18 protein-coding genes, 1 pseudogene and 1 riboswitch are annotated in these 19,039 nt (G+C 34.8%); of the genes and pseudogenes, 14 read left to right on the top strand and 5 right to left on the bottom strand.

Features of this window, described 5'->3' with window-relative positions:
- Window positions 1-13: 13 nt before the first annotated feature.
- Window positions 14-952: a COG2958 family protein gene (locus tag ACTYBU_RS13330; RefSeq protein ID WP_445490467.1), complete on the bottom strand. Its 939-nt coding sequence runs from the start codon at window positions 950-952 to the stop codon at window positions 14-16.
- A gap of 230 nt (window positions 953-1,182) precedes the next feature.
- Entirely contained in the window at window positions 1,183-1,980 is a 798-nt protein-coding gene (locus tag ACTYBU_RS13335) for a hypothetical protein (protein ID WP_445490469.1), read from the bottom strand.
- A 207-nt stretch (window positions 1,981-2,187) separates the two neighbouring features.
- Between ACTYBU_RS13335 and ACTYBU_RS13340 the strand changes: the two are divergent.
- The 8 genes and pseudogenes from ACTYBU_RS13340 to ACTYBU_RS13375 all read left to right on the top strand — a co-directional run.
- Window positions 2,188-2,835, top strand: a pseudogene (locus ACTYBU_RS13340) (ATPase, T2SS/T4P/T4SS family); the annotation flags it as partial.
- On the top strand, window positions 2,801-3,853 hold the full coding sequence (gene comGB / locus ACTYBU_RS13345) for a competence type IV pilus assembly protein ComGB (protein ID WP_445490471.1): 1,053 nt from the start codon (window positions 2,801-2,803) through the stop codon (window positions 3,851-3,853). The pseudogene ACTYBU_RS13340 and the gene comGB, both read left to right, overlap by 35 nt.
- Before the next feature lie 12 nt (window positions 3,854-3,865).
- Window positions 3,866-4,177 carry a competence type IV pilus major pilin ComGC gene (comGC, locus tag ACTYBU_RS13350; RefSeq protein WP_445490472.1) on the top strand — a complete coding sequence of 104 codons (312 nt, stop codon included), beginning with the start codon at window positions 3,866-3,868 and terminating at the stop codon, window positions 4,175-4,177.
- On the top strand, window positions 4,174-4,614 hold the full coding sequence (comGD, locus tag ACTYBU_RS13355; protein WP_445490473.1) for a competence type IV pilus minor pilin ComGD: 441 nt from the start codon (window positions 4,174-4,176) through the stop codon (window positions 4,612-4,614). The genes comGC and comGD overlap by 4 nt, the downstream gene beginning before the upstream one ends.
- The gene (gene comGE, locus ACTYBU_RS13360) at window positions 4,598-4,921 is read left to right on the top strand and encodes a competence type IV pilus minor pilin ComGE (RefSeq protein ID WP_445490474.1); all 324 of its coding nucleotides are present in this window, start codon (window positions 4,598-4,600) and stop codon (window positions 4,919-4,921) included. Before comGD ends, comGE begins: the two co-directional genes overlap by 17 nt.
- Entirely contained in the window at window positions 4,869-5,345 is a 477-nt protein-coding gene (comGF, locus tag ACTYBU_RS13365; protein WP_445490476.1) for a competence type IV pilus minor pilin ComGF, read from the top strand. Before comGE ends, comGF begins: the two co-directional genes overlap by 53 nt.
- Window positions 5,326-5,718, top strand: a complete 393-nt coding sequence (comGG, locus tag ACTYBU_RS13370) for a competence type IV pilus minor pilin ComGG (protein ID WP_445490478.1) — start codon at window positions 5,326-5,328, stop codon at window positions 5,716-5,718. Before comGF ends, comGG begins: the two co-directional genes overlap by 20 nt.
- A gap of 49 nt (window positions 5,719-5,767) precedes the next feature.
- Entirely contained in the window at window positions 5,768-5,998 is a 231-nt protein-coding gene (locus ACTYBU_RS13375; RefSeq protein WP_445490479.1) for a YqzE family protein, read from the top strand.
- Between the two features lie 53 nt (window positions 5,999-6,051).
- Here the strand turns inward: ACTYBU_RS13375 and ACTYBU_RS13380 are convergent, their stop codons facing one another.
- Window positions 6,052-6,846: a YqhG family protein gene (locus ACTYBU_RS13380; RefSeq protein ID WP_445490481.1), complete on the bottom strand. Its 795-nt coding sequence runs from the start codon at window positions 6,844-6,846 to the stop codon at window positions 6,052-6,054.
- Window positions 6,815-8,518 (bottom strand): DEAD/DEAH box helicase, encoded by a 1,704-nt coding sequence (locus ACTYBU_RS13385; protein ID WP_445490482.1) that lies wholly within the window; start codon window positions 8,516-8,518, stop codon window positions 6,815-6,817. Before ACTYBU_RS13385 ends, ACTYBU_RS13380 begins: the two co-directional genes overlap by 32 nt.
- 353 nt (window positions 8,519-8,871) lie before the next feature.
- Window positions 8,872-8,963, top strand: a riboswitch (glycine riboswitch).
- A 200-nt stretch (window positions 8,964-9,163) separates the two neighbouring features.
- Here ACTYBU_RS13385 and gcvT point away from each other — a divergent pair.
- From gcvT to gcvPB, 3 genes are read left to right on the top strand one after another with little or no spacing between them, the layout of a single operon-like run.
- Window positions 9,164-10,270 carry a glycine cleavage system aminomethyltransferase GcvT gene (gcvT, locus tag ACTYBU_RS13390; protein ID WP_445490483.1) on the top strand — a complete coding sequence of 369 codons (1,107 nt, stop codon included), beginning with the start codon at window positions 9,164-9,166 and terminating at the stop codon, window positions 10,268-10,270.
- A gap of 19 nt (window positions 10,271-10,289) precedes the next feature.
- Window positions 10,290-11,636: an aminomethyl-transferring glycine dehydrogenase subunit GcvPA gene (gcvPA, locus tag ACTYBU_RS13395; protein ID WP_445490485.1), complete on the top strand. Its 1,347-nt coding sequence runs from the start codon at window positions 10,290-10,292 to the stop codon at window positions 11,634-11,636.
- On the top strand, window positions 11,629-13,089 hold the full coding sequence (gene gcvPB / locus ACTYBU_RS13400; protein ID WP_445490487.1) for an aminomethyl-transferring glycine dehydrogenase subunit GcvPB: 1,461 nt from the start codon (window positions 11,629-11,631) through the stop codon (window positions 13,087-13,089). The genes gcvPA and gcvPB overlap by 8 nt, the downstream gene beginning before the upstream one ends.
- A gap of 200 nt (window positions 13,090-13,289) precedes the next feature.
- Here the strand turns inward: gcvPB and ACTYBU_RS13405 are convergent, their stop codons facing one another.
- Window positions 13,290-13,664, bottom strand: coding sequence for a rhodanese-like domain-containing protein (locus tag ACTYBU_RS13405; protein ID WP_445490542.1), 375 nt, complete (start codon window positions 13,662-13,664; stop codon window positions 13,290-13,292).
- A gap of 304 nt (window positions 13,665-13,968) precedes the next feature.
- On the opposite strand from ACTYBU_RS13405, the gene ACTYBU_RS13410 reads away from it, so the two are divergent.
- The 3 genes from ACTYBU_RS13410 to splB all read left to right on the top strand — a co-directional run bounded on the left by ACTYBU_RS13410 (window position 13,969) and on the right by splB (window position 18,976).
- On the top strand, window positions 13,969-14,805 hold the full coding sequence (locus ACTYBU_RS13410) for a lipoate--protein ligase family protein (RefSeq protein ID WP_445490489.1): 837 nt from the start codon (window positions 13,969-13,971) through the stop codon (window positions 14,803-14,805).
- Between the two features lie 480 nt (window positions 14,806-15,285).
- Window positions 15,286-17,841, top strand: coding sequence for a vitamin B12-dependent ribonucleotide reductase (locus ACTYBU_RS13415; RefSeq protein ID WP_445490491.1), 2,556 nt, complete (start codon window positions 15,286-15,288; stop codon window positions 17,839-17,841).
- 109 nt (window positions 17,842-17,950) lie between these two features.
- Complete coding sequence (gene splB, locus ACTYBU_RS13420; protein WP_445490493.1) at window positions 17,951-18,976, top strand: spore photoproduct lyase; 1,026 nt, start codon at window positions 17,951-17,953, stop codon at window positions 18,974-18,976.
- Window positions 18,977-19,039: the final 63 nt, after the last annotated feature.

Genomic DNA, 19,039 nt, shown 5'->3' on the forward strand with positions numbered 1-19,039 from the left:
CCTTTTTTTTTCCCTAACAAGTCTTTATTTTTTCTGATAACTGTTCACTTGAATAAATCTTATCGTAGTGTTCTCTGATAATTTCTTTAGTATTAAGGTCATTTCTAATTCTTTTAATGAACTTACTAAAATCAGGGTTTTCCTTGCATAATTTATTTACAGTTTCCCAATCAATATCTTTTTTTGGTTTCGCAGGGAATAAGATTTCTGAGGCATCAGGTTCTTCTACATTTAATTTAATAATTCCAATTCCAAATGAAGTTGTTAATCTTTTTAACTCAGTCATAAATTCATCATCATTTAAAATCTTAGCAGTAACTAGATAGCCTTCATTAGCCCACGTAGAATTAGAAACTGTTTGAAAAAATGCTTGCCTTATGTTGGTGAAATCTAACTCTTTCTTTAGTTCAAAAGAGTACAGTTTTGACAAATGGCCACCCTGAATTAAACCAAAGTCTAATACCTCTGGTTCCCATTCTTCTATAGGAAAGTTAATTCCTACAATGTCAGGGTGTAGCCATTGATTAAAAGAACGCTTAAAGGACTTTTCGTGATAAATGGTTTTTGTGTAAACATTTAAATATGTATAAACAAAGTAAGATAGGAAAGGGTGTAAGTCACGTTCTGAGTATAAAGACTTTCTATTTACTATCTGCTTAACTTCCTCAACTACTAGCTTTTTTTCACTGCTTTCAAAGTTGTTTTGGTGTAGTTCTTTTAGAAAGAATTTTTTCGGCTTAGTATCAATTTTAATGAATGGTGTTTCAGGGTTATCTTTTAAATCTACATATATTTTAGCCCCCATAGTTCTCCATGGAGTTTTACCTTTTGTTCCCACTAATACTTCATATCGATTTGCTACAGCATACTCCCACATTTCTTCAACAGTTAATGGTTGGTTTGATTCTTTAAGTATTTTTACAGCTAATTCTCCAAAGGTTAATTTATTCATTGCTAACACCTCAATTTTTCAAGTCCATCTAGAACTATAGTACCATAAATTTCCTAATATATTTCTTTAATAAAAGGCAAATCACAACTAGGAACAAAAATCAGTGATTATAAATGTTACTGTTATCAATAAAACATCAGAACAGTCAATTTTTATTAAATGTGTTTATTATTACGCACGAAAAGAGACCACCAATGTGATGGTCTCTTCCTTAAATTTTCTATCCTTATTTATCTTAGTGTTGTTGGGTCCCAAACTTTAATATTTTGCTTCCTAGCTATAGAATCCCAATTGTAACTATTGTTTAGCCCATTTAAAAAGTCTAAAATATTTAGTTTCTTTATGTAATAAAATGCTTTTAATGGGAGTTTAGCACCCAATGAACTAGGATAGCAAATTTTTTCGGAAATCATTATTTGTTTCAGGAGTAAATGAAAGACAATAGGATGTAACTCGCGTTTTCTACCGTCATGCTTAAGTACTAAATAACAATTAGGATCATTATTTATTATATGATTGTTTAAGATAATCTTTACATCAACCCCGTAGTTTCCTTTTAAAACTTCTATACATACATCTCTCATTATTTCATAATGGTCGTAATAAAAATCATCTTCTTCCAATACTTCAAATAGGTCTAAAAATGTTGGTACCCAACTCCAAATGTCTGTTTCCTCTGAGAATATGTATGAAACTCTGGTATTAAAAACTATATTATGTTTTTTAATTATAAAATCTTCAGGAGAACGAGTAACAAACCCTTTATTCATGATATGAGTTCCAATGTTTTCACAAACTATTTCTTCTATTGTTTCTCTAAGAACATAATGAGGTGATTCCTCATCTGAGTTCTCTTTCTGCCAATCATTTACTCTCTTATACTCTCCCTCATAAATAAACATAGTTTCATCTAGTTCTATATAGTCATACTTTCCCCCTCCAGGACTGACCTCATAGCCATTTACTACATTATCTAATAATATTTTAGGGAAGCTTTGAAGAGAGGGATTATTTTCATCGATTTTCATATCAATAACTCCTTAACTATTTAATTAACATTTTTTAATTTGTATCAATAAAATTTATTCTCCTTATAGTACATTCTACTAAATTTTTTCCTTTATAGTAAAAAAAAGTAAATGAATTTACTAGTCAGTTATATTAGATTTAAACTTTAGTTAAATTAGCTAGGAAAAAAACTGAATAAGTACTTTTTAAAAAAATTATCCCTAAATACCGGACTAACAGGATCTGGAAAAACCACGACTTTATACTCCCTCCTAAACGAAAATGCTCATCTCTATCATCGAAATGTCATCAGTTTAGAAGATCCTATTGAAAAAACACAAGAAAATGTGCTGCAAATACAAGTGAATGAAAAAGCCGGCATTACCTATTCGACAGGTTTAAAAGCTATTCTGCGCCATGATCCCGATATCATAATGGTTGGGGAAATTAGGGATGCGGAAACGGCTCATATCGCTATTCGGGCAGCTTTAACAGGTCATTTAGTTATAACCACCATGCATACACGTGATGCAGAAGGTGCTATTCACCGTTTATTAGAATTTGGGATTAATAAAATGGAAATTGAACAAACGATGATTGCAGTAACAGCTCAAAGATTAGTGGAACTAGTGTGTCCATTCTGCAGCGATCAGTGTTCCTCTTATTGCTTCAGCTTAAATGGCAGGCTGAAAAGAGCAAGTGTTTTTGAAATTATTACAGGAAAAAAGATTCAACAAATACTCCATAACAATAATGGAATAAAAACGAATAAAATGCACAAAACGTTAGCAGAAAATATTTGCAAAGGCATTGCTTTAGGTTTTATAAAAGAACAAGAATATGAACGATGGGTATATGATGATGAGAAAAAATAAATGGTCGCTTACAGAACAGGCATTATTATTGAAAAGTATTGGAGAGCTATTAGAGAGAGGATATTCTCTTTCAGAAGCGGCGCATTCTACTCTTTATTACCTGCCCTATTATAAGCAAGAGGAAATTCGGGCATGTATAAGTTCATTAAAAGGAGGTGAATCATTTTATGAAAATTTGAAAAAACTGTATTTTAACGATCAAATAATCAGTTATGTATTTTTCGCAGAACGGCATGGCGGTTTTGCAGCAGCCTTTCAAGATGCGAGCGGGATGATTTTAAGCAGACAAGAGACAGTTAAAAAGATAAAAAATACCCTCTTTTATCCCATCTTTTTGATTGCATTTACTTGTATTCTCTTCTTATTTGTACAGCATATGCTGCTCCCTCAATTCACTAGTCTTTTTTTATCAATGGATTTAAAGAAAAATATTTTTATGATCCTTGTTGTTGGGGCTGGAAAAGTCATTCCTGCTACTAGCATTATCATCATTGTAGCTCTTTTCCTGCTGCTTCTTTATCATTCTCTCTTTTTTAAGAATTTAACTAGGATGACGCAGCTTAATCTGCTTATTCAAATCCCCTTAATAGGCCGTTATTTCTCCTTGTATAATACGCATATCATTTCCCTGCAATTAAGTTATTTATTATCAAGCGGTTTCTCCATTTATGAATGCCTTCAATTTTTTCAGCAAAATAAACAGCAGCGAATATTTGCTGAGGTAGGAACCGTCATAATGGAAAACCTGCGCATGGGTGTACGTTTAGAACAGGCATTTGACTCTATCCCTTTTTTTGAAAAAGAATTATGGCGAATTTTACAGCATGGTCAAGAAAATGGAAAATTAGATCAAGAGCTTCATTATTTCAGCACCTTTTGCATTAATACGTTTCAGGATGGTGTAAATAAAATAATAAAAATTATTCAGCCTAGTTTATATGCATTAGTCGGTGGTTTAATTATTTCCCTCTATTTAGCTGTATTATTGCCGATGTTCCAGCTTTTGGACGGTTTTTGAAAGGAGAAAAAGATGAAAAATGAAAAAGGTTTTACGCTAATTGAAATGATGATCGTTCTTCTCGTCATTTCCATATTGCTTCTAATCACTATTCCGAATGTCACGAAACATAATTCGAAAATTAATACGACCGGATGTGATGCTTTTATAAAAATGGTCCAAGCAGAAGTGCAGTCCTATTATATGGATACCAATGAGTATCCAGTTGATATGGATGCTCTTGCTGATGCAGGATATGTCCAGGAAGGTCAAAAGACATGTCCGAACGGGAAAGCTGTAGTCATTAGCAGTACTGGAGAAGTATCTGCAGAAAGCACACCATGATCCATAATCAAAGAGGATTTACATTGATTGAAATGTTTGTTTCTCTATCCGTTTTTATGATTCTTGTTTCGATTTCTTTTCTTTTATTTAATCCCCAGCATGTAATAGTTAAAGAAAAGAATTTTTTTACAACACTGCAGTCGGACTTGTTTTATGCACAAAGTTATGCTTTATCTCATCAAATGAAACTGTCTGTCTATTTTTATCCAAAGGAAAAGCATTATTCGATTCGTGGTGATATGGAGACAGGACTGATAGTAGATCGTTATTACGATAAGAATGTAATCATTAATGATGATTTGAAGCCTATTTCTTTTTTTATTGTAGCAAATGGAAATGTCACTAAATTTGCCACTTATTATATTTCTATTGAAAAGAAAAAATATACATTTACCGTTCAAATTGGTGAAGGAAGATTTTATGTTACAGAATTGTAAGGGTTTTTCCCTGCCTGAGTTGTTTTTGTCCTTATCCGTATGGCTAGTATTAACTCTCTTTTTTATTCCTGCTTATACACATCTTTTAAAACAATTTCAGCAGTTGGATCAGGAAATGACATCTGTGCAGCTTCTGTATGAATATTTACAAAGCACTCGTGTGGAAGAAAAGGAGAAAAAGGATATAGAAGAGGAAAAAAAAGGGGTCGCATATAGTATATGGTGGACGAGCGATGAGGAGGTCTGTTTATCTTATGAGGATATTTTTCAAGAAAAACAGCAAATTTGTGAAAAATATGAACAATAAAGGGGTTATATTATTGGATATGCTGTTTTCCTTATTTCTCTTTTTGATAATAGTTTCCTTTATTCCTCCGACTTTACATCTTGTTTTAGAAAAACAATTGGCTGCTGCAGAGTTGCAAAATATGGAGTGGCAATTATTTGTGAGTCAACTAAAAAAAGAAGTCAGGATTTCAGAAAGCATTCAAGTTGAAAATAATAAGCTGCTTCTTTATGCAGATGGAGAGAATATTATCTATGAAGCTTATGGAGGAAAAATACGAAGAAGAGTTGATTTTACAGGGCATGAAGTAACTTTGCAGAATGTTGTTTCTGTACAATTTTCGAAATTAAAGAATGGTGTGCAGGTGAAAATAAAAGATGATTATAATCAGCAAAATGAGGCGCATATTTGGTCGTATTTACGGCTTGAAGGAAGCAGTTTGTAATGAAAAAGGAGTTATTTACCCGATTACTTTTTGTCTATTTATTCTTTTTACTACGTTTTTTCTTGTAATGATTAATCTTTATTTAAATAAAAAACAGATGGTTCAAGAAACAAAGGCAGTATACAGACAAGATTATTATTTAATGAGTACAGTAAAAGTGATAGAAAAAAAACTGTCAAATGGGGAGGAATTTCCTCTAATCGGTAGCTATGTTTATCCAAATGGAACAGTTTCATACAAAATTACGAAATATTCTCCGACATTGGAAAAAGTAGAATATAACTTTAAAGCAAACCCTAATTACCATATATGGGGGATGAGTTATTTTGATAAAGAACAGAAAAAAATGACAAAATGGTTAGAGTTAAAGTAATAAGATCAAAAGATCAAAAGATCAACTAACATGAATAAAGTGCAGGAGAATGGGACAACCTATAAATAAAAGTATACTAGGTGATAATATGAATACAAATGATTATGTAAAATATTTAACACAAACATTTGTTCAATATATGGATCAGCCAAAGGAACAACGAAAAAAATTAAAAGCAGAACGCAGAGATAATAAAGAACCGTTTATGCTTCGTTGGTTTGGCATATTGCCATATGTAATTGCTGCAAGTGTAAAAAAACAGAAGAGTAAAATTAGGTAATAAAAGGAAAGCTGCTTATTCGAAACATCTATTTCGAATAAGCAGCTTTTATCTTATATAGCTTCTGTTGCTAAGTAAAAGAATCCGCCGTTGATTATTGAGATATTAATATTGGGTTCATACTGCTCTTTTAATGCTAATTTTTCCGTTTCTAAACTTTCGGATGGCTCTTCGTTATTTTCGTAAAAATGCTCCAATAAATGTAAATCCTTTGTCCATCTTTGTTTCGCTTCTTCTGCCCAAGTATGATCTTCTGCCAATAATGTTTGACTAATGGTTGTTTCAATTCTTGTTATTCCGCTTTTAGGCATAATTAATGGGGATAAGGTAAAGGCATAATCAGGAATTTTAGCAGATAAAGAAAGTTTTTCTATTCTGTCTTGAAAATCATTCACGATCGTTCCGTTAATAAGCTGAAGGCCTATAGATTGATAAACATCTCTCTTTCGATCACACTGATAGGATATTTTCATATTGATATTGAGCCATGGCTTTAAAGGTGTATGCTGCTGCATTTTTCCTTCGATATTTTCATATAGGCGAATATAGCCAGAAAGCTTTTTACAACAAGCAAATAATTGATGGAGCCGTGGTGAACCAAAATGAATTAACTCACCTTTTAAATCTTTTGGTGCAATGTTTGGGTTTGTAATTAATGTTAATTTTGCAGGATTTGGAGTACCGCCTGTTTTTTCGAGATAGTGCCAATAAAAGGGACGATTCATCAGTTCTTTATCCAAATCGATTGTCAATTGCACCACCATATAGCCAGGTTTGTTTTCAATTAGTTCGCAATCATTTGATTGAAAAAAACGTTCAAGAAATTGATGAATTTCCTGCTGCTTCATATTGCTCACCATCCTTTAGATTTTGTGCAAATTCAATCATGCTTGTTAAATTGTCCATTTTTATTTTCATTTCTCCTTCTGAACGAGAGTTAGAAAAAATGTCAATCATATAGTCATCCATATTGCCAAATTCTAATTTTGTTAAAATATCATCCAAATCGCCAATTACTTTCTCAAATAAATGAATTTTTTCATATAATAATTTTAAAATATAATCTTCTACAGTATTTTTAATAGCAAAATTATAAATCATTACATTTTTTTCCTGACCTAAGCGGTGGATTCTGCCAATTCTTTGTTCTAGACGCATTGGATTCCACGGCAAATCATAATTAATAATATGATGGCAAAATTGAAGATTGATCCCTTCTCCACCAGCTTCTGTTGCGATTAAAACTTGTGCATGGTTTTGAAATAAATCCCTCATCCAATCTTTTTTTCCTCTTTTAAAACCGCCTCTAAAGGGGACAGATGTAATTCCATGTTGTTTTAAATACCATTGTAAATAGAGCTGGGTTGCACGATATTCGGTGAAAATAATGACTTTATCATTTATGTTTTTAATTAATTCCAATGCTTTATCTGCTTTCGAATTAGAAGTAATGGCTTCTACCTTGTTCATAAGCAATTGAATATTATTAGTTAGCTGTGAAGATGGATTTTCTGCTTTTTTCAGCATATTCTGCAGCGTATAGTAGACTGCTTCTCTGCTTGAACAAGCTTCCCTTTGCAATGTAATCATTGAAAAGGGATTTCTTCCTGCATTTGCTTCCTGATGACTATTTTTTAACTGTTCGATTGTATCATACAGTTCTTTTTCTTCTTTAGAAAAATCAATCGTAACTGCTTCCACTATACGTTTTGTCCATTCAATGCCAGTGTCACTTCTTCGATTGCGAATCATCACTTTGTTCACTAATTCCTTCAAGTGTTCATCATCGTTAATAGAACGGGAATCTTTTTTATATTTTTCATAAAAAGTAGATTCATTACCTAAGTGACCAGGTTTAAGTAAAGAAACTAGGTTGAAGATTTCGCTTATGCGGTTTTGGATAGGAGTGGCAGTTAATAAAAGACAAAACTTCTTTTTTAAATTTTGTACAAATTCATAGTTTTTTGTTTTATTATTTTTTAATTTATGTGCTTCATCAATGATGACTAAATCGTAATCTTGATTATAGATAATTTCCCGGTGTGGTTCTCTTTTAGCAGTATCGATGGAAGATACAACAATATCGCATTGATCCCAAACATAACTTTTTCTTTGCAACACAGCTGGTATATAAAATTTTGAATTCAACTCTATAGCCCATTGTGTTACAAGGGAAGCAGGCACGAGAATAAGGACTTTTTTTACAAGTCCACGTATCATATATTCTTTTAAAATAAGACCTGCTTCAATTGTTTTGCCGAGACCAACCTCATCCGCCAAAATCGCTTTCCCATTCATATCTTCTATTACTTTTTTTGCCACTTCCAGCTGATGAGGAAGGGGAGTTAAATCAGATAAATGTTTAGGTGCCTGGAGTCCTTCGAATTCAGGAATAATCGTATGCTGCTCTACTTCAAGGGAGAGCTTGAAAAGCTCCCAATTTGCCCAAGGACCATCATCTGTCATTCGTTTTAATAATTCATCATTCCATGAATGGTCAAAATTTATTTGAATTGTCATTCCGTATCGTCCTTTCTATTCCATCAGGCATTGATATTCGCTTTGTAGTTCGGCATTACTTCATAAAAAGATTAACTTATTTATTAAAAAATTATTTCGAGATAATAGATGGATGTGTTTCGTTCATGTAATCTAATAAAAAGTAAAAAAAGTTATTGCCTGATTTTCCTCTTGATGTTAGGATGAAAGTGTAAAAAGTTTTGAAATTTGTCACAAAATGACGTTTTTTGTTGTAAAAAGTGAACAAAATCTATAAAAGTATGAATGAATAATCGTCTTTTATCGAGATAATAGAAAGTGTATTTAAGATAGATAGTAATAGTATGACCAATTGAGACAATTTTATAATGCGGATGAGAAATAGGGGAGAGACTACGTTTGTAGCGCCGAAGGAGCAAGCAATTTGATTTGTGAATCTCTCAGGCAAAAGAACTCTATTTTGACGCAGCTCTGGAGAGTGCTGTATAAAGTAACAGCCACCAAAGGGGACAGCCGCTTAAAGCGGTAAACTTTCAGGTGCAAGGACAGAGACCTTACTTAATTTATAAGGGAGGTTTCTGTCCTATTTTAATGAAAATTTTTAAAAAACAAGAAACCTCCTGTTAAATTCAATAGATAATAATCTCAAAGAGGAGCTGAAAGAGGATGACTTCACAAAAACGCACACCTTTGTTTGACCTTTATAAAGAATATGGAGGGAAAATAATTGATTTTGGCGGATGGGATTTGCCAGTTCAATTTTCAAGTATAAAAGAGGAACATGAAGCCGTTCGAACAAAAGCTGGTTTATTTGATGTTTCCCATATGGGAGAAATTGAAGTAAAAGGGAAAGACAGCCTTGCTTTTTTACAAAAAATGTTGACAAATGATGTGTCAAAAATAAAAATCGGCGGCGCTCAATATTCTGCAATGTGTTATGAAACTGGTGGTACTGTTGACGATTTATTAACGTATAAATTGGCGGAAAATCACTATTTGTTAATTGTTAATGCATCCAATATCGAAAAAGATTTTGCTTGGTTAACTAAACATGCAAAGGAACAGGTTGAATTGACTAATTTGTCAGAAGATTTTGCCCAATTAGCACTTCAAGGTCCACTCGCAGATGATATTTTAAAAAAATTGAATCCAGGGATTGATACAGCTTCGATTGGTTATTTCCAATTCCAGCAAAAACAGCTCCTTGTTGGAAAGGAAGTGCTTTTATCAAGAACTGGATACACAGGTGAAGATGGATTTGAATTATATTGCAGCAGCAGCGATGCGCAGTTTTTATGGAAAGAAATATTGAAGGCTGGGAAAGAAGAAGGGGTGCTTCCATGCGGTTTAGGTGCTAGAGACACATTGCGCTTTGAGGCGACACTTGCACTTTATGGACAGGAATTATCAGCAGATATCTCCCCATTAGAAGCTGGAATTGGCTTTGCTGTAAAATTAAATAAAAATGAAAATTTTATTGGAAAAAAAGCATTAACAGAACAAAAGGAAAATGGAATTCCACGTAAATTAATAGGAATTGAAATGTTGGACAGAGGCATTCCAAGACATGGATATAAAGTGTTTTCACAAGGAGAAGAAATTGGTGAAGTAACTACGGGAACGCAGTCTCCAACCTTAAAGAAAAGTATCGGCCTCGCTTTGGTGAAGAAAAAAGAAGCTGTGCTTGATAATGAAATAGACGTGGAGATCAGAGGGAAATTTGTAAAAGCAAAGGTTGTTGCAACACCATTTTATAAAAAAGCAAAAGCTTAATTTAGGAGGAGTAAACAGGATGAAGCATCGCTACTTACCAATGACAGATATAGATCAAAAAGCCATGTTAGAAAGTATTGGAGTAGACTCTGTGGAGGAGCTTTTTACAGATATTCCAGAAAGAGTTCGTTTTCAAGGAGAATACAAGATTAAACCTGCTAAAAGTGAATCAGCACTTTTAAAAGAATTAAGCAAGCTTGCACAAAAAAACGCAGATGTAAAATCAAATGTCTCTTTTTTAGGAGCTGGTGTATATGATCATTATTCTCCTGTAATTGTTGATCATGTGATTTCCCGCTCCGAATTTTATACGGCTTATACACCCTATCAGCCGGAAATATCGCAAGGAGAATTGCAAGCGATTTTTGAATTTCAAACAATGATTTGTGAACTGACGGGGATGGATGTAGCGAATTCTTCCATGTATGATGGAGCAACTGCTCTTGCTGAAGCTGGAATGCTAAGTGCTGGATCTACAAGAAGAAAAAAAATTCTTGTCTCAAGTGCTGTCCACCCAGAAGCAAAGGAAGTAGTAAAAACTTATGCAAAAGGGCAATACATCGATGTGGTAGAAATTCCATATAAAGATGGAGTCACCGATATCGATGCATTAAATGAATTAATGGATGAAACGGTAGCATCTGTTATGATTCAATATCCTAATTTTTTTGGAAGAATAGAGCCTTTAAAAGAGTTGGAAGAAGTGATTCATTCTCATAAAGCGATGTTTATTGTATCCAGCAATCCACTTTCTTTAGGAATTTTAACTCCTCCAGGTAATTTTAAAGCAGACATCGTGGTTGGAGATGCGCAAGTTTTTGGCATTCCAGCAGCATTTGGAGGTCCACATTGTGGATATTTTGCTGTAACTTCCAAGCTAATGCGAAAAGTTCCTGGCCGTTTGGTTGGTCAAACAGTAGATGATGGAGGGAAAAGAGGCTTTGTACTTACATTGCAGGCTCGTGAACAGCATATTCGCCGAGATAAAGCTACTTCCAATATTTGTTCCAATCAGGCTTTAAACGCACTTGCTGCATCTGTGGCAATGACAGCTCTTGGCAAAAATGGTGTGAAAGAAATGGCGGCTGCTAATTTGCAAAAAGCTCATTATGCAAAAACGAAATTTAAAGAAGCAGGTTTTCCCATTGAATTGGACGGATATTCTTTTAATGAATTTATTGTAAATTGCAAAGCACCAGTTTCTGCTGTCAATAAAGAACTTCTTCAAAAAGGAATAATCGGAGGATATGATTTAGGCAGAGACTTTGCAGAGTTAGAAAATCATATGCTTATTGCGGTAACAGAACTTAGAACAAAAGAGGAAATAGATGAACTTGTGAAAGAATTGGGGGAGTATCATGCATAATCAACATCAAGCATTAATATTTGAAAGCAGTACACCTGGACGTATCGGCTATAGTCTGCCAGAAATGGATGTTCCTGAAATTGCATTGTCTGATCTTTTGCCAAATGATTATGTACGTGAGACCAGTCCTGAACTTCCGGAAGCTTCCGAATTAGATATTATGCGCCATTATACGGCTTTATCGAAAAGAAACCACGGTCTTGATTCGGGATTTTATCCTTTAGGATCTTGTACAATGAAATACAACCCGAAAATCAATGAAAATGTTGCCCGTTTTAATGGATTTGCCCACATTCATCCGCTGCAAGATGAAAGTTCTGTTCAAGGTGCATTAGAGCTTATGTATGACCTGCAGCAGCATTTAGTGGAAATCACTGGTATGGACGAAGTAACTCTTCAGCCAGCTGCAGGTGCCCATGGTGAATGGACTGGGTTAATGATGATACGTGCTTATCATGAAGCAAATGGGGATACAAACCGTACAAAAGTGATTGTTCCTGATTCTGCTCATGGTACGAATCCAGCATCTGCTACAGTGGCTGGATTTGAAACCATCACTGTTAAGTCGAACGAAGATGGATTAGTGGATTTAGAGGATCTAAAACGTGTAGTGGGAGCCGATACAGCTGCCCTAATGCTGACAAATCCAAACACGCTTGGATTATTTGAAGAAAATATTCTTGAAATGGCAGATATCGTTCATAGCGCTGGTGGAAAATTGTATTATGACGGTGCTAATTTAAATGCCGTATTATCGAAAGCAAGACCTGGAGACATGGGATTTGATGTTGTTCATCTAAACTTGCATAAAACCTTTACAGGCCCACATGGCGGAGGTGGTCCAGGATCAGGACCAGTAGGAGTAAAAGCAGATTTAATTCCATATTTGCCGAAGCCAATCTTAATAAAAAGTGGAGAAGAATTTGTTTTTGATTACAATCGCCCACAGTCTATTGGTCGCGTAAAACCTTTTTATGGAAACTTTGGCATCAATGTACGTGCATATACTTATATTCGTTCCATGGGTCCAGACGGTTTAAAAGCTGTAACAGAAAATGCTGTTTTAAATGCGAATTATATGATGAGAAGATTGGCAGAATATTACGATCTTCCATTCGATCGTCATTGTAAACATGAATTTGTTTTAAGCGGAAATCGTCAGAAAAAGCTTGGTGTTCGTACACTGGATATTGCGAAAAGACTTCTTGATTTTGGCTATCATCCGCCAACGATTTATTTCCCGCTTAATGTGGAAGAGTGTATTATGATTGAACCTACTGAAACGGAATCGAAGGAAACCTTAGATCAATTTATTGATGCAATGATACAAATTGCAAAAGAGGCAGAAGAGACGCCGGAAGTGGTGCAGGAAGCGCCTCATACAACAGTTATTGGCAGACTGGATGAGACATTGGCTGCCAGAAAACCAGTGCTCCGCTATATGAAGGCATAAAGAGTAAGAGGCTGGGGGATATAATTTCATTATTGAAAAAGCCTGAATACTATGTGCAATTATATTAATTGTGGATAGCCGTTCAGGCTTTTTGAGTACTTTGAATGGAAAAATGCTGTTTTCAAACAGACAAATAGAGGGATTCCTAACGAATGCCCTCTATTTACTATATGGAATAACCGTTACAAGCAGGTTATTAATTATTTTTTTGATTTTACTTTTCCAGACCATTTTTTAAAGCCGCCTTGCAGCTGAGAAAGCTGTTTATAGCCTTTGCGGTGCAGAAATTCGGCAGCTCTTCCGCTGCGCATGCCATTTTGACAGTATAAATATACTGGTTTATCCGGGCGTATTTCTCCTTTTCTCATTTTTAATTGAGATAATGGGATATTCCTTGCTCCAAGAACATGACCTGCTTCAAATTCATTAGGCTCTCTTACATCTATTAATTGTGCCTTTCTGTATCCTTGGCGGAATTCTTCTTCGGTTATTGTTTTCACTATTCTTCGTTGATAAAACCATTTAGATACCGTATAAACGATAACTGCTGCTACAATCACTAGAAGCGTATAAATCGGTTGCACTGCTCATTTCTCCCTTCCATAACTTGCACTTCTTCTATTATATAAGTGATGACTTGCTGTAGTAAAGAAAATACTTTCCTTTCAGATGAAAAGTTTCTTTTCATTAGCAAGCGTTAACATCTCTATCCGATGAGTTTACTCCAAATGAGCCTATGACTATTTTGTTTAAATGAAAATGATGATTTTGAGTAGAAATAAATGGGAAAGAGGTCAACTTGCTTTTCATCTTTTCTCCTTTTTGATAGACTTAAACATTGATTAGCATACATAATTTTATAGTAAAGAAGGGGTATAGATGGCAAGAGAAACATGGAGATTTATTGATACGGGAAATCGTTCACCTTCTTTTAATATGGCATTAGATGAAGCGCTATTAGAATGGCATTCTACTGGGGAATTCCCTCCAGTCATTCGATTTTATGGATGGAATCCTGCGACACTTTCCATTGGATATTTTCAAAAAGTGGAAAAAGAAATTAATATGGAAGCTGTGAAAGAGTTGGATCTTGGTTTTGTAAGAAGACCAACTGGAGGCAGAGGAGTGCTTCATGAACATGAATTAACATACAGTGTAATTGTTTCAGAAGATCATCCAGAAATGCCTAAAACCGTTACAGAAGCTTATCGAGTTATTTCCGAAGGAATTCTGAAAGGTTTTCATCTATTAGGATTGGAAGCATACTTTTCTGTACCAAAAACAGAAGAACAAAAAAACAGTTTGAAAAATCCGAGGTCGGCTGTTTGTTTTGATGCCCCGAGCTGGTATGAACTCGTTGTCGAGGGAAGAAAGGTCGCCGGGAGCGCCCAAACCAGGCAAAAAGGAGTCATCCTACAGCATGGTTCTATTCTTTTGGATTTAGACGAAGACAAGTTATTTCAATTGTTTAAGTATCCAAATGAAAGAGTAAAAGAAAGAATGCAAAAAGCATTTAAAGAAAAAGCAGTTGCTATAAATAATTTAACAACAAAAAACATCACGATTGATATGGCAAAAACAGCCTTTAAAAAGGGATTTGAAGAAGGTCTTCAGATTGATTTAGAACCATATGAACTGACAGAAGAACAATTAAATCATGTAGAAAAATTAGCAAAAGAAAGATATGAAAACGATGAATGGAATTTCCGCCGATAATAATAATTTTCTATTAATGGCCAATTAGAAAGGATGAGTGCTCAAATAGTGCTCTTTTCTTTTTGCCAGAACAGCGAAATTTGTCTAAAAAAGAAAAGAGATAGTCATGTCGAAAAATATTTTTTTCGTTTTTTTGTCGGGATTCTATTTATATCAAGTTATTAAGCGTTATATAATAGTGCAAGTGTGAAAAATGACGAATTTTAGTTCTTTACGTGATTAAATCTGTTTATCTCTCTTTTTTTCTTTAAAATCTATTTTTTTTCTCGTTTGACAAAATCAGTTTTTATGGATTTAACACTATATGTTGTTAATGTTTTTGAAGATGAGTACTATATATTGATTTAAAAAGTTTGGTATGATACTTTAAGGGTATATACTATGCAAATAGAAAAATGCTAGATAACTATTGATTAAAAGTACAAACACATGAATAATGTTATCTCTTAATAGCAGGATAAAATCAAAGGGGTTGTGTGAATGTCAGTACTGTTAAAAGAAGGCTTGAAAATAAATCACGAAAAGTTAAATGAAGATATTAAATTATTTCCAGAAGTTCATCCTATAACTCCAGATATGAAAATTGCATATAAAGGAGTTTCCCGCCTTGTAATGCTTGATCGCTATACCTTTAAAGATACAGAAAAGGCTACGCTGGCATCTGGTGATTTTGTTGTGTTGACCATTAAAGAGGATCCAAAGTTTCCTGCGAGAGGGCTTGGGGTTATTCAAGAAATCCATCAGAATACAAAAATGGCAAGCGTACTTGTTGACGACGAATTTAGAGGGGTATTAGAAGGAGAAGAAGCAGAAACGGGCATTATTCTTCGTTCATTGGATGTTATTGAAAAACCATTGGAAATTTTTTATGAGCAGATTGCGAAAAGAAATGCAACAGGGCTTGCTTCTGTTGAAAAAACAGAAGAAAAACGAAAAGAATGGTTTGAGAAATTTTATCAAGAATTAGTAAACTTGAATTTTATTCCTGCAGGAAGAGTGTTGTACGGTGCAGGCGCAGGAACAGATGTAACATATTTCAACTGCTACGTTATGCCATTTGTTCAAGATTCAAGAGAAGGAATTTCAGAACACCGCAAGCAAGTAATGGAAATTATGAGTCGCGGCGGTGGAGTAGGTACAAATGGATCGACATTAAGACCTCGCAATACGCTGGCTAAAGGAGTGAATGGAAAATCTTCTGGATCCGTATCTTGGCTGGATGATATTGCAAAATTGACTCATCTTGTGGAACAAGGTGGATCCCGCAGGGGAGCACAAATGATCATGTTGGCGGACTGGCATCCGGACATTATCGAGTTTATTATTTCTAAAATGCAGAATCCTCGTATTTTACGATTCTTAATTGAAAATACAAAGGATGAAACCATTAAAAAATATGCGAAAGAAAAATTAAAATTCACTCCGTTAACGGAAGCAGAAAAAGCTATGTATCAAGGTATCATTCGTTATAAAGAGATTCCTGGACAAGGCGGATTCAACGATGAAATTATCAAAGAAGCACAGGGGAAATTAACAGCCGGAGGAAACTACTCTGTACATCAATCTGAATTTTTAACGGGTGCTAATATCTCTGTTTGTTTAACAAAAGAGTTTATGGATGCAGTAGAAGAGGATGAGGAATATGAACTTCGTTTCCCTGATGTAGAGCAATATTCTTCTAAAGAGATGGAAGACTACAATAGTGAATGGCATAAATTTGGCGATGTGAGAGAATGGGAAGATAAAGGCTATGCTGTAAGAGTATATCGTAAAATAAAAGCAAAAGAATTATGGAATTTGATTAATATTTGTGCAACATATTCTGCTGAGCCTGGTATTTTCTTCATTGATAATGCAAACGAAATGACGAATGCGCAGAGCTACGGACAAAAAGTAGTTGCAACAAACCCTTGCGGCGAGCAGCCTCTTGCACCGTTTAGTGTATGTAACTTGGCAGCTGTAAATTTAGCGGAAATGGCAGATAAAGAAACAAAAACAGTGGATTTTGAGAAGTTAAAGCAAACAGTAGAAATAGGCGTGCGAATGCAGGATAATGTTATCGATGCAACGCCATACTTCCTTGCTGAAAATAAAAAGCAGGCACTTGGAGAACGACGTGTAGGACTGGGTGTGATGGGACTGCACGATTTACTAATTTACTGTGAAACAGAATATGGTTCTGAAGAAGGAAATATTCTTGTAGACAAAGTGTTCGAAACAATTGCGATAACGGCTTACAGAGCTTCTGTTGAGCTTGCGAAAGAAAAAGGGAGCTTCCCGTTTTTAACTGCAGAGTCAGAAGAAGCAGAAGAGAATCTTCGCAAAGCATTTATAGAAACAGGGTATATGAAAAAAATGCCAGAAGATATTCGACAGGATATTGTACAATACGGTATTCGCAATTCTCATTTATTAACAGTTGCACCAACTGGAAGTACAGGAACAATGGTTGGCGTATCAACTGGTCTTGAGCCGTATTTCTCTTTTTCCTATTTTAGAAGCGGAAGACTTGGCAAGTTTATCGAAGTAAAAGCAGATATCGTCCAAGAATATTTAGATGAAAATCCAGATGCTGATCCAAATAATCTTCCAGCTTGGTTTGTTGCTGCTATGGATTTAGCTCCTGAAGCGCATGCAGACGTACAATGCATTATTCAAAGATGGATTGACAGTTCGATCAGTAAAACGGTAAATGCACCAAAAGGATACAGTGTGGAACAAGTGCAAAAGGTTTATGAAAGATTATACCGTGGCGGAGCAAAAGGCGGAACAGTATACGTAGACGGTTCTCGTGACAGTCAAGTGCTGACATTAAAAGCTGAAGATAATACATTTGATGAAGTGAAAAGCGAACAAAATGAAAATAAACCGCATGTTGTATTAGTTGATACAATTAATGAATTAGGATCCACCAAAGTTACTATTGGATCCGAGATAGGGGATACATGTCCTGTCTGCCGAAAAGGGGTAGTTGAGGAAATCGGGGGATGCAATACATGTACAAATTGCAATACCCAATTAAAATGCGGATTATAAAAATGACCTAGAAAGGATGGGGATATTTCCCTGTCTTTTTTTTTTATTTTAGCTCACATTAATACTACATAGATTAAAAATACCTGATGAAAGGAGCATGATTACTTCCATGAAACCATTTGTACCCCAGTTAGTTTATATAGAGCCAAAAGCATTAGAATATTCTTTAGGCAGAGACTTAAAAGAAAAATTCGAAAAAATGGGCTTAGAAATTAAGGAAACCACTTCCCACAATCAAGTACGGGGCATACCAGGGAATAATGAATTGCAGCAATATCGAAATGCCAAGTCCACATTGGTGATTGGAATACGAAAAACATTAAAGTTTGAAACCTCCAAGCCTTCAGCTGAATACGCTATTCCTCTAGCAACTGGCTGTATGGGCCATTGCCATTATTGTTATTTGCAAACCACACTAGGAAGCAAGCCGTATATAAGAACATATGTAAATTTAGAAGATATATTTGCACAGGCAGATGCTTATATCGAAGAGAGGGGAGATCAAATTACTCGCTTCGAAGCGGCATGTACTTCTGATATAGTAGGACTTGATCATCTAACGCATTCTTTAAAGAAAACCATTGAACATTTTGGGAAATCAGAAAAAGGGCAGCTGCGTTTTGTAACAAAATATCATCATGTAGACCATCTATTGGACGCCAAACATAATGGGAAAACAAGGTTCCGTTTTAGTGTGAATTCACGATATGTAATAAAAAACTTTGAGCCGGGTACTTCTTCTTTTGATGAACGATTAGAAGCTGCAAGAAAGGTTGCAAATGCAGGGTATCCATTAGGTTTTATCGTGGCGCCGATTTATTTGCATGTAGACTGGAGAGAAGGATATTATGAATTATTTCAAAGGTTGGCTAATAGTTTAAAGGATACGAAGGTAAACGACTTAACGTTTGAGTTAATTCAGCATCGTTTTACGAAACCAGCTAAAAAAGTTATTGCAAAACGCTACCCAAAAACTAAGCTGGAGATGGATGAAGAAAAAAGAAAATATAAATGGGGAAGATATGGGATCGGAAAATATGTATATAAAGATGATGAAGCAAAAGATATGGAAGAAACTATTCGCCGATATGTAAGCGAATTTTTCCCAAAAGCAGAAGTGGCATATTTTACTTAATAATAGAAGGACGGTAGTTAAGAGAAAGAATTCTCTTATTTACCGTCCTTCTCGTCGTATATT

The organism is Niallia sp. 03133 (assembly GCF_052663225.1).

Coding starts and splice junctions, on each gene's coding strand:
- ACTYBU_RS13330 (WP_445490467.1), bottom strand. CDS start 952: ATGAATAAATTAACCTTTGGAGAATTAGCTGTAAAAATACTTAAAGAA.
- ACTYBU_RS13385 (WP_445490482.1), bottom strand. CDS start 8,518: ATGACAATTCAAATAAATTTTGACCATTCATGGAATGATGAATTATTA.
- ACTYBU_RS13380 (WP_445490481.1), bottom strand. CDS start 6,846: ATGAAGCAGCAGGAAATTCATCAATTTCTTGAACGTTTTTTTCAATCA.
- ACTYBU_RS13335 (WP_445490469.1), bottom strand. CDS start 1,980: ATGAAAATCGATGAAAATAATCCCTCTCTTCAAAGCTTCCCTAAAATA.
- gcvPA (WP_445490485.1), top strand. CDS start 10,290: ATGAAGCATCGCTACTTACCAATGACAGATATAGATCAAAAAGCCATG.
- comGC (WP_445490472.1), top strand. CDS start 3,866: ATGAAAAATGAAAAAGGTTTTACGCTAATTGAAATGATGATCGTTCTT.
- ACTYBU_RS13375 (WP_445490479.1), top strand. CDS start 5,768: ATGGGACAACCTATAAATAAAAGTATACTAGGTGATAATATGAATACA.
- comGE (WP_445490474.1), top strand. CDS start 4,598: ATGTTACAGAATTGTAAGGGTTTTTCCCTGCCTGAGTTGTTTTTGTCC.
- ACTYBU_RS13410 (WP_445490489.1), top strand. CDS start 13,969: ATGGCAAGAGAAACATGGAGATTTATTGATACGGGAAATCGTTCACCT.
- ACTYBU_RS13415 (WP_445490491.1), top strand. CDS start 15,286: ATGTCAGTACTGTTAAAAGAAGGCTTGAAAATAAATCACGAAAAGTTA.
- gcvPB (WP_445490487.1), top strand. CDS start 11,629: ATGCATAATCAACATCAAGCATTAATATTTGAAAGCAGTACACCTGGA.
- comGF (WP_445490476.1), top strand. CDS start 4,869: ATGAGGATATTTTTCAAGAAAAACAGCAAATTTGTGAAAAATATGAAC.
- comGB (WP_445490471.1), top strand. CDS start 2,801: ATGAACGATGGGTATATGATGATGAGAAAAAATAAATGGTCGCTTACA.
- splB (WP_445490493.1), top strand. CDS start 17,951: ATGAAACCATTTGTACCCCAGTTAGTTTATATAGAGCCAAAAGCATTA.
- comGD (WP_445490473.1), top strand. CDS start 4,174: ATGATCCATAATCAAAGAGGATTTACATTGATTGAAATGTTTGTTTCT.
- gcvT (WP_445490483.1), top strand. CDS start 9,164: ATGACTTCACAAAAACGCACACCTTTGTTTGACCTTTATAAAGAATAT.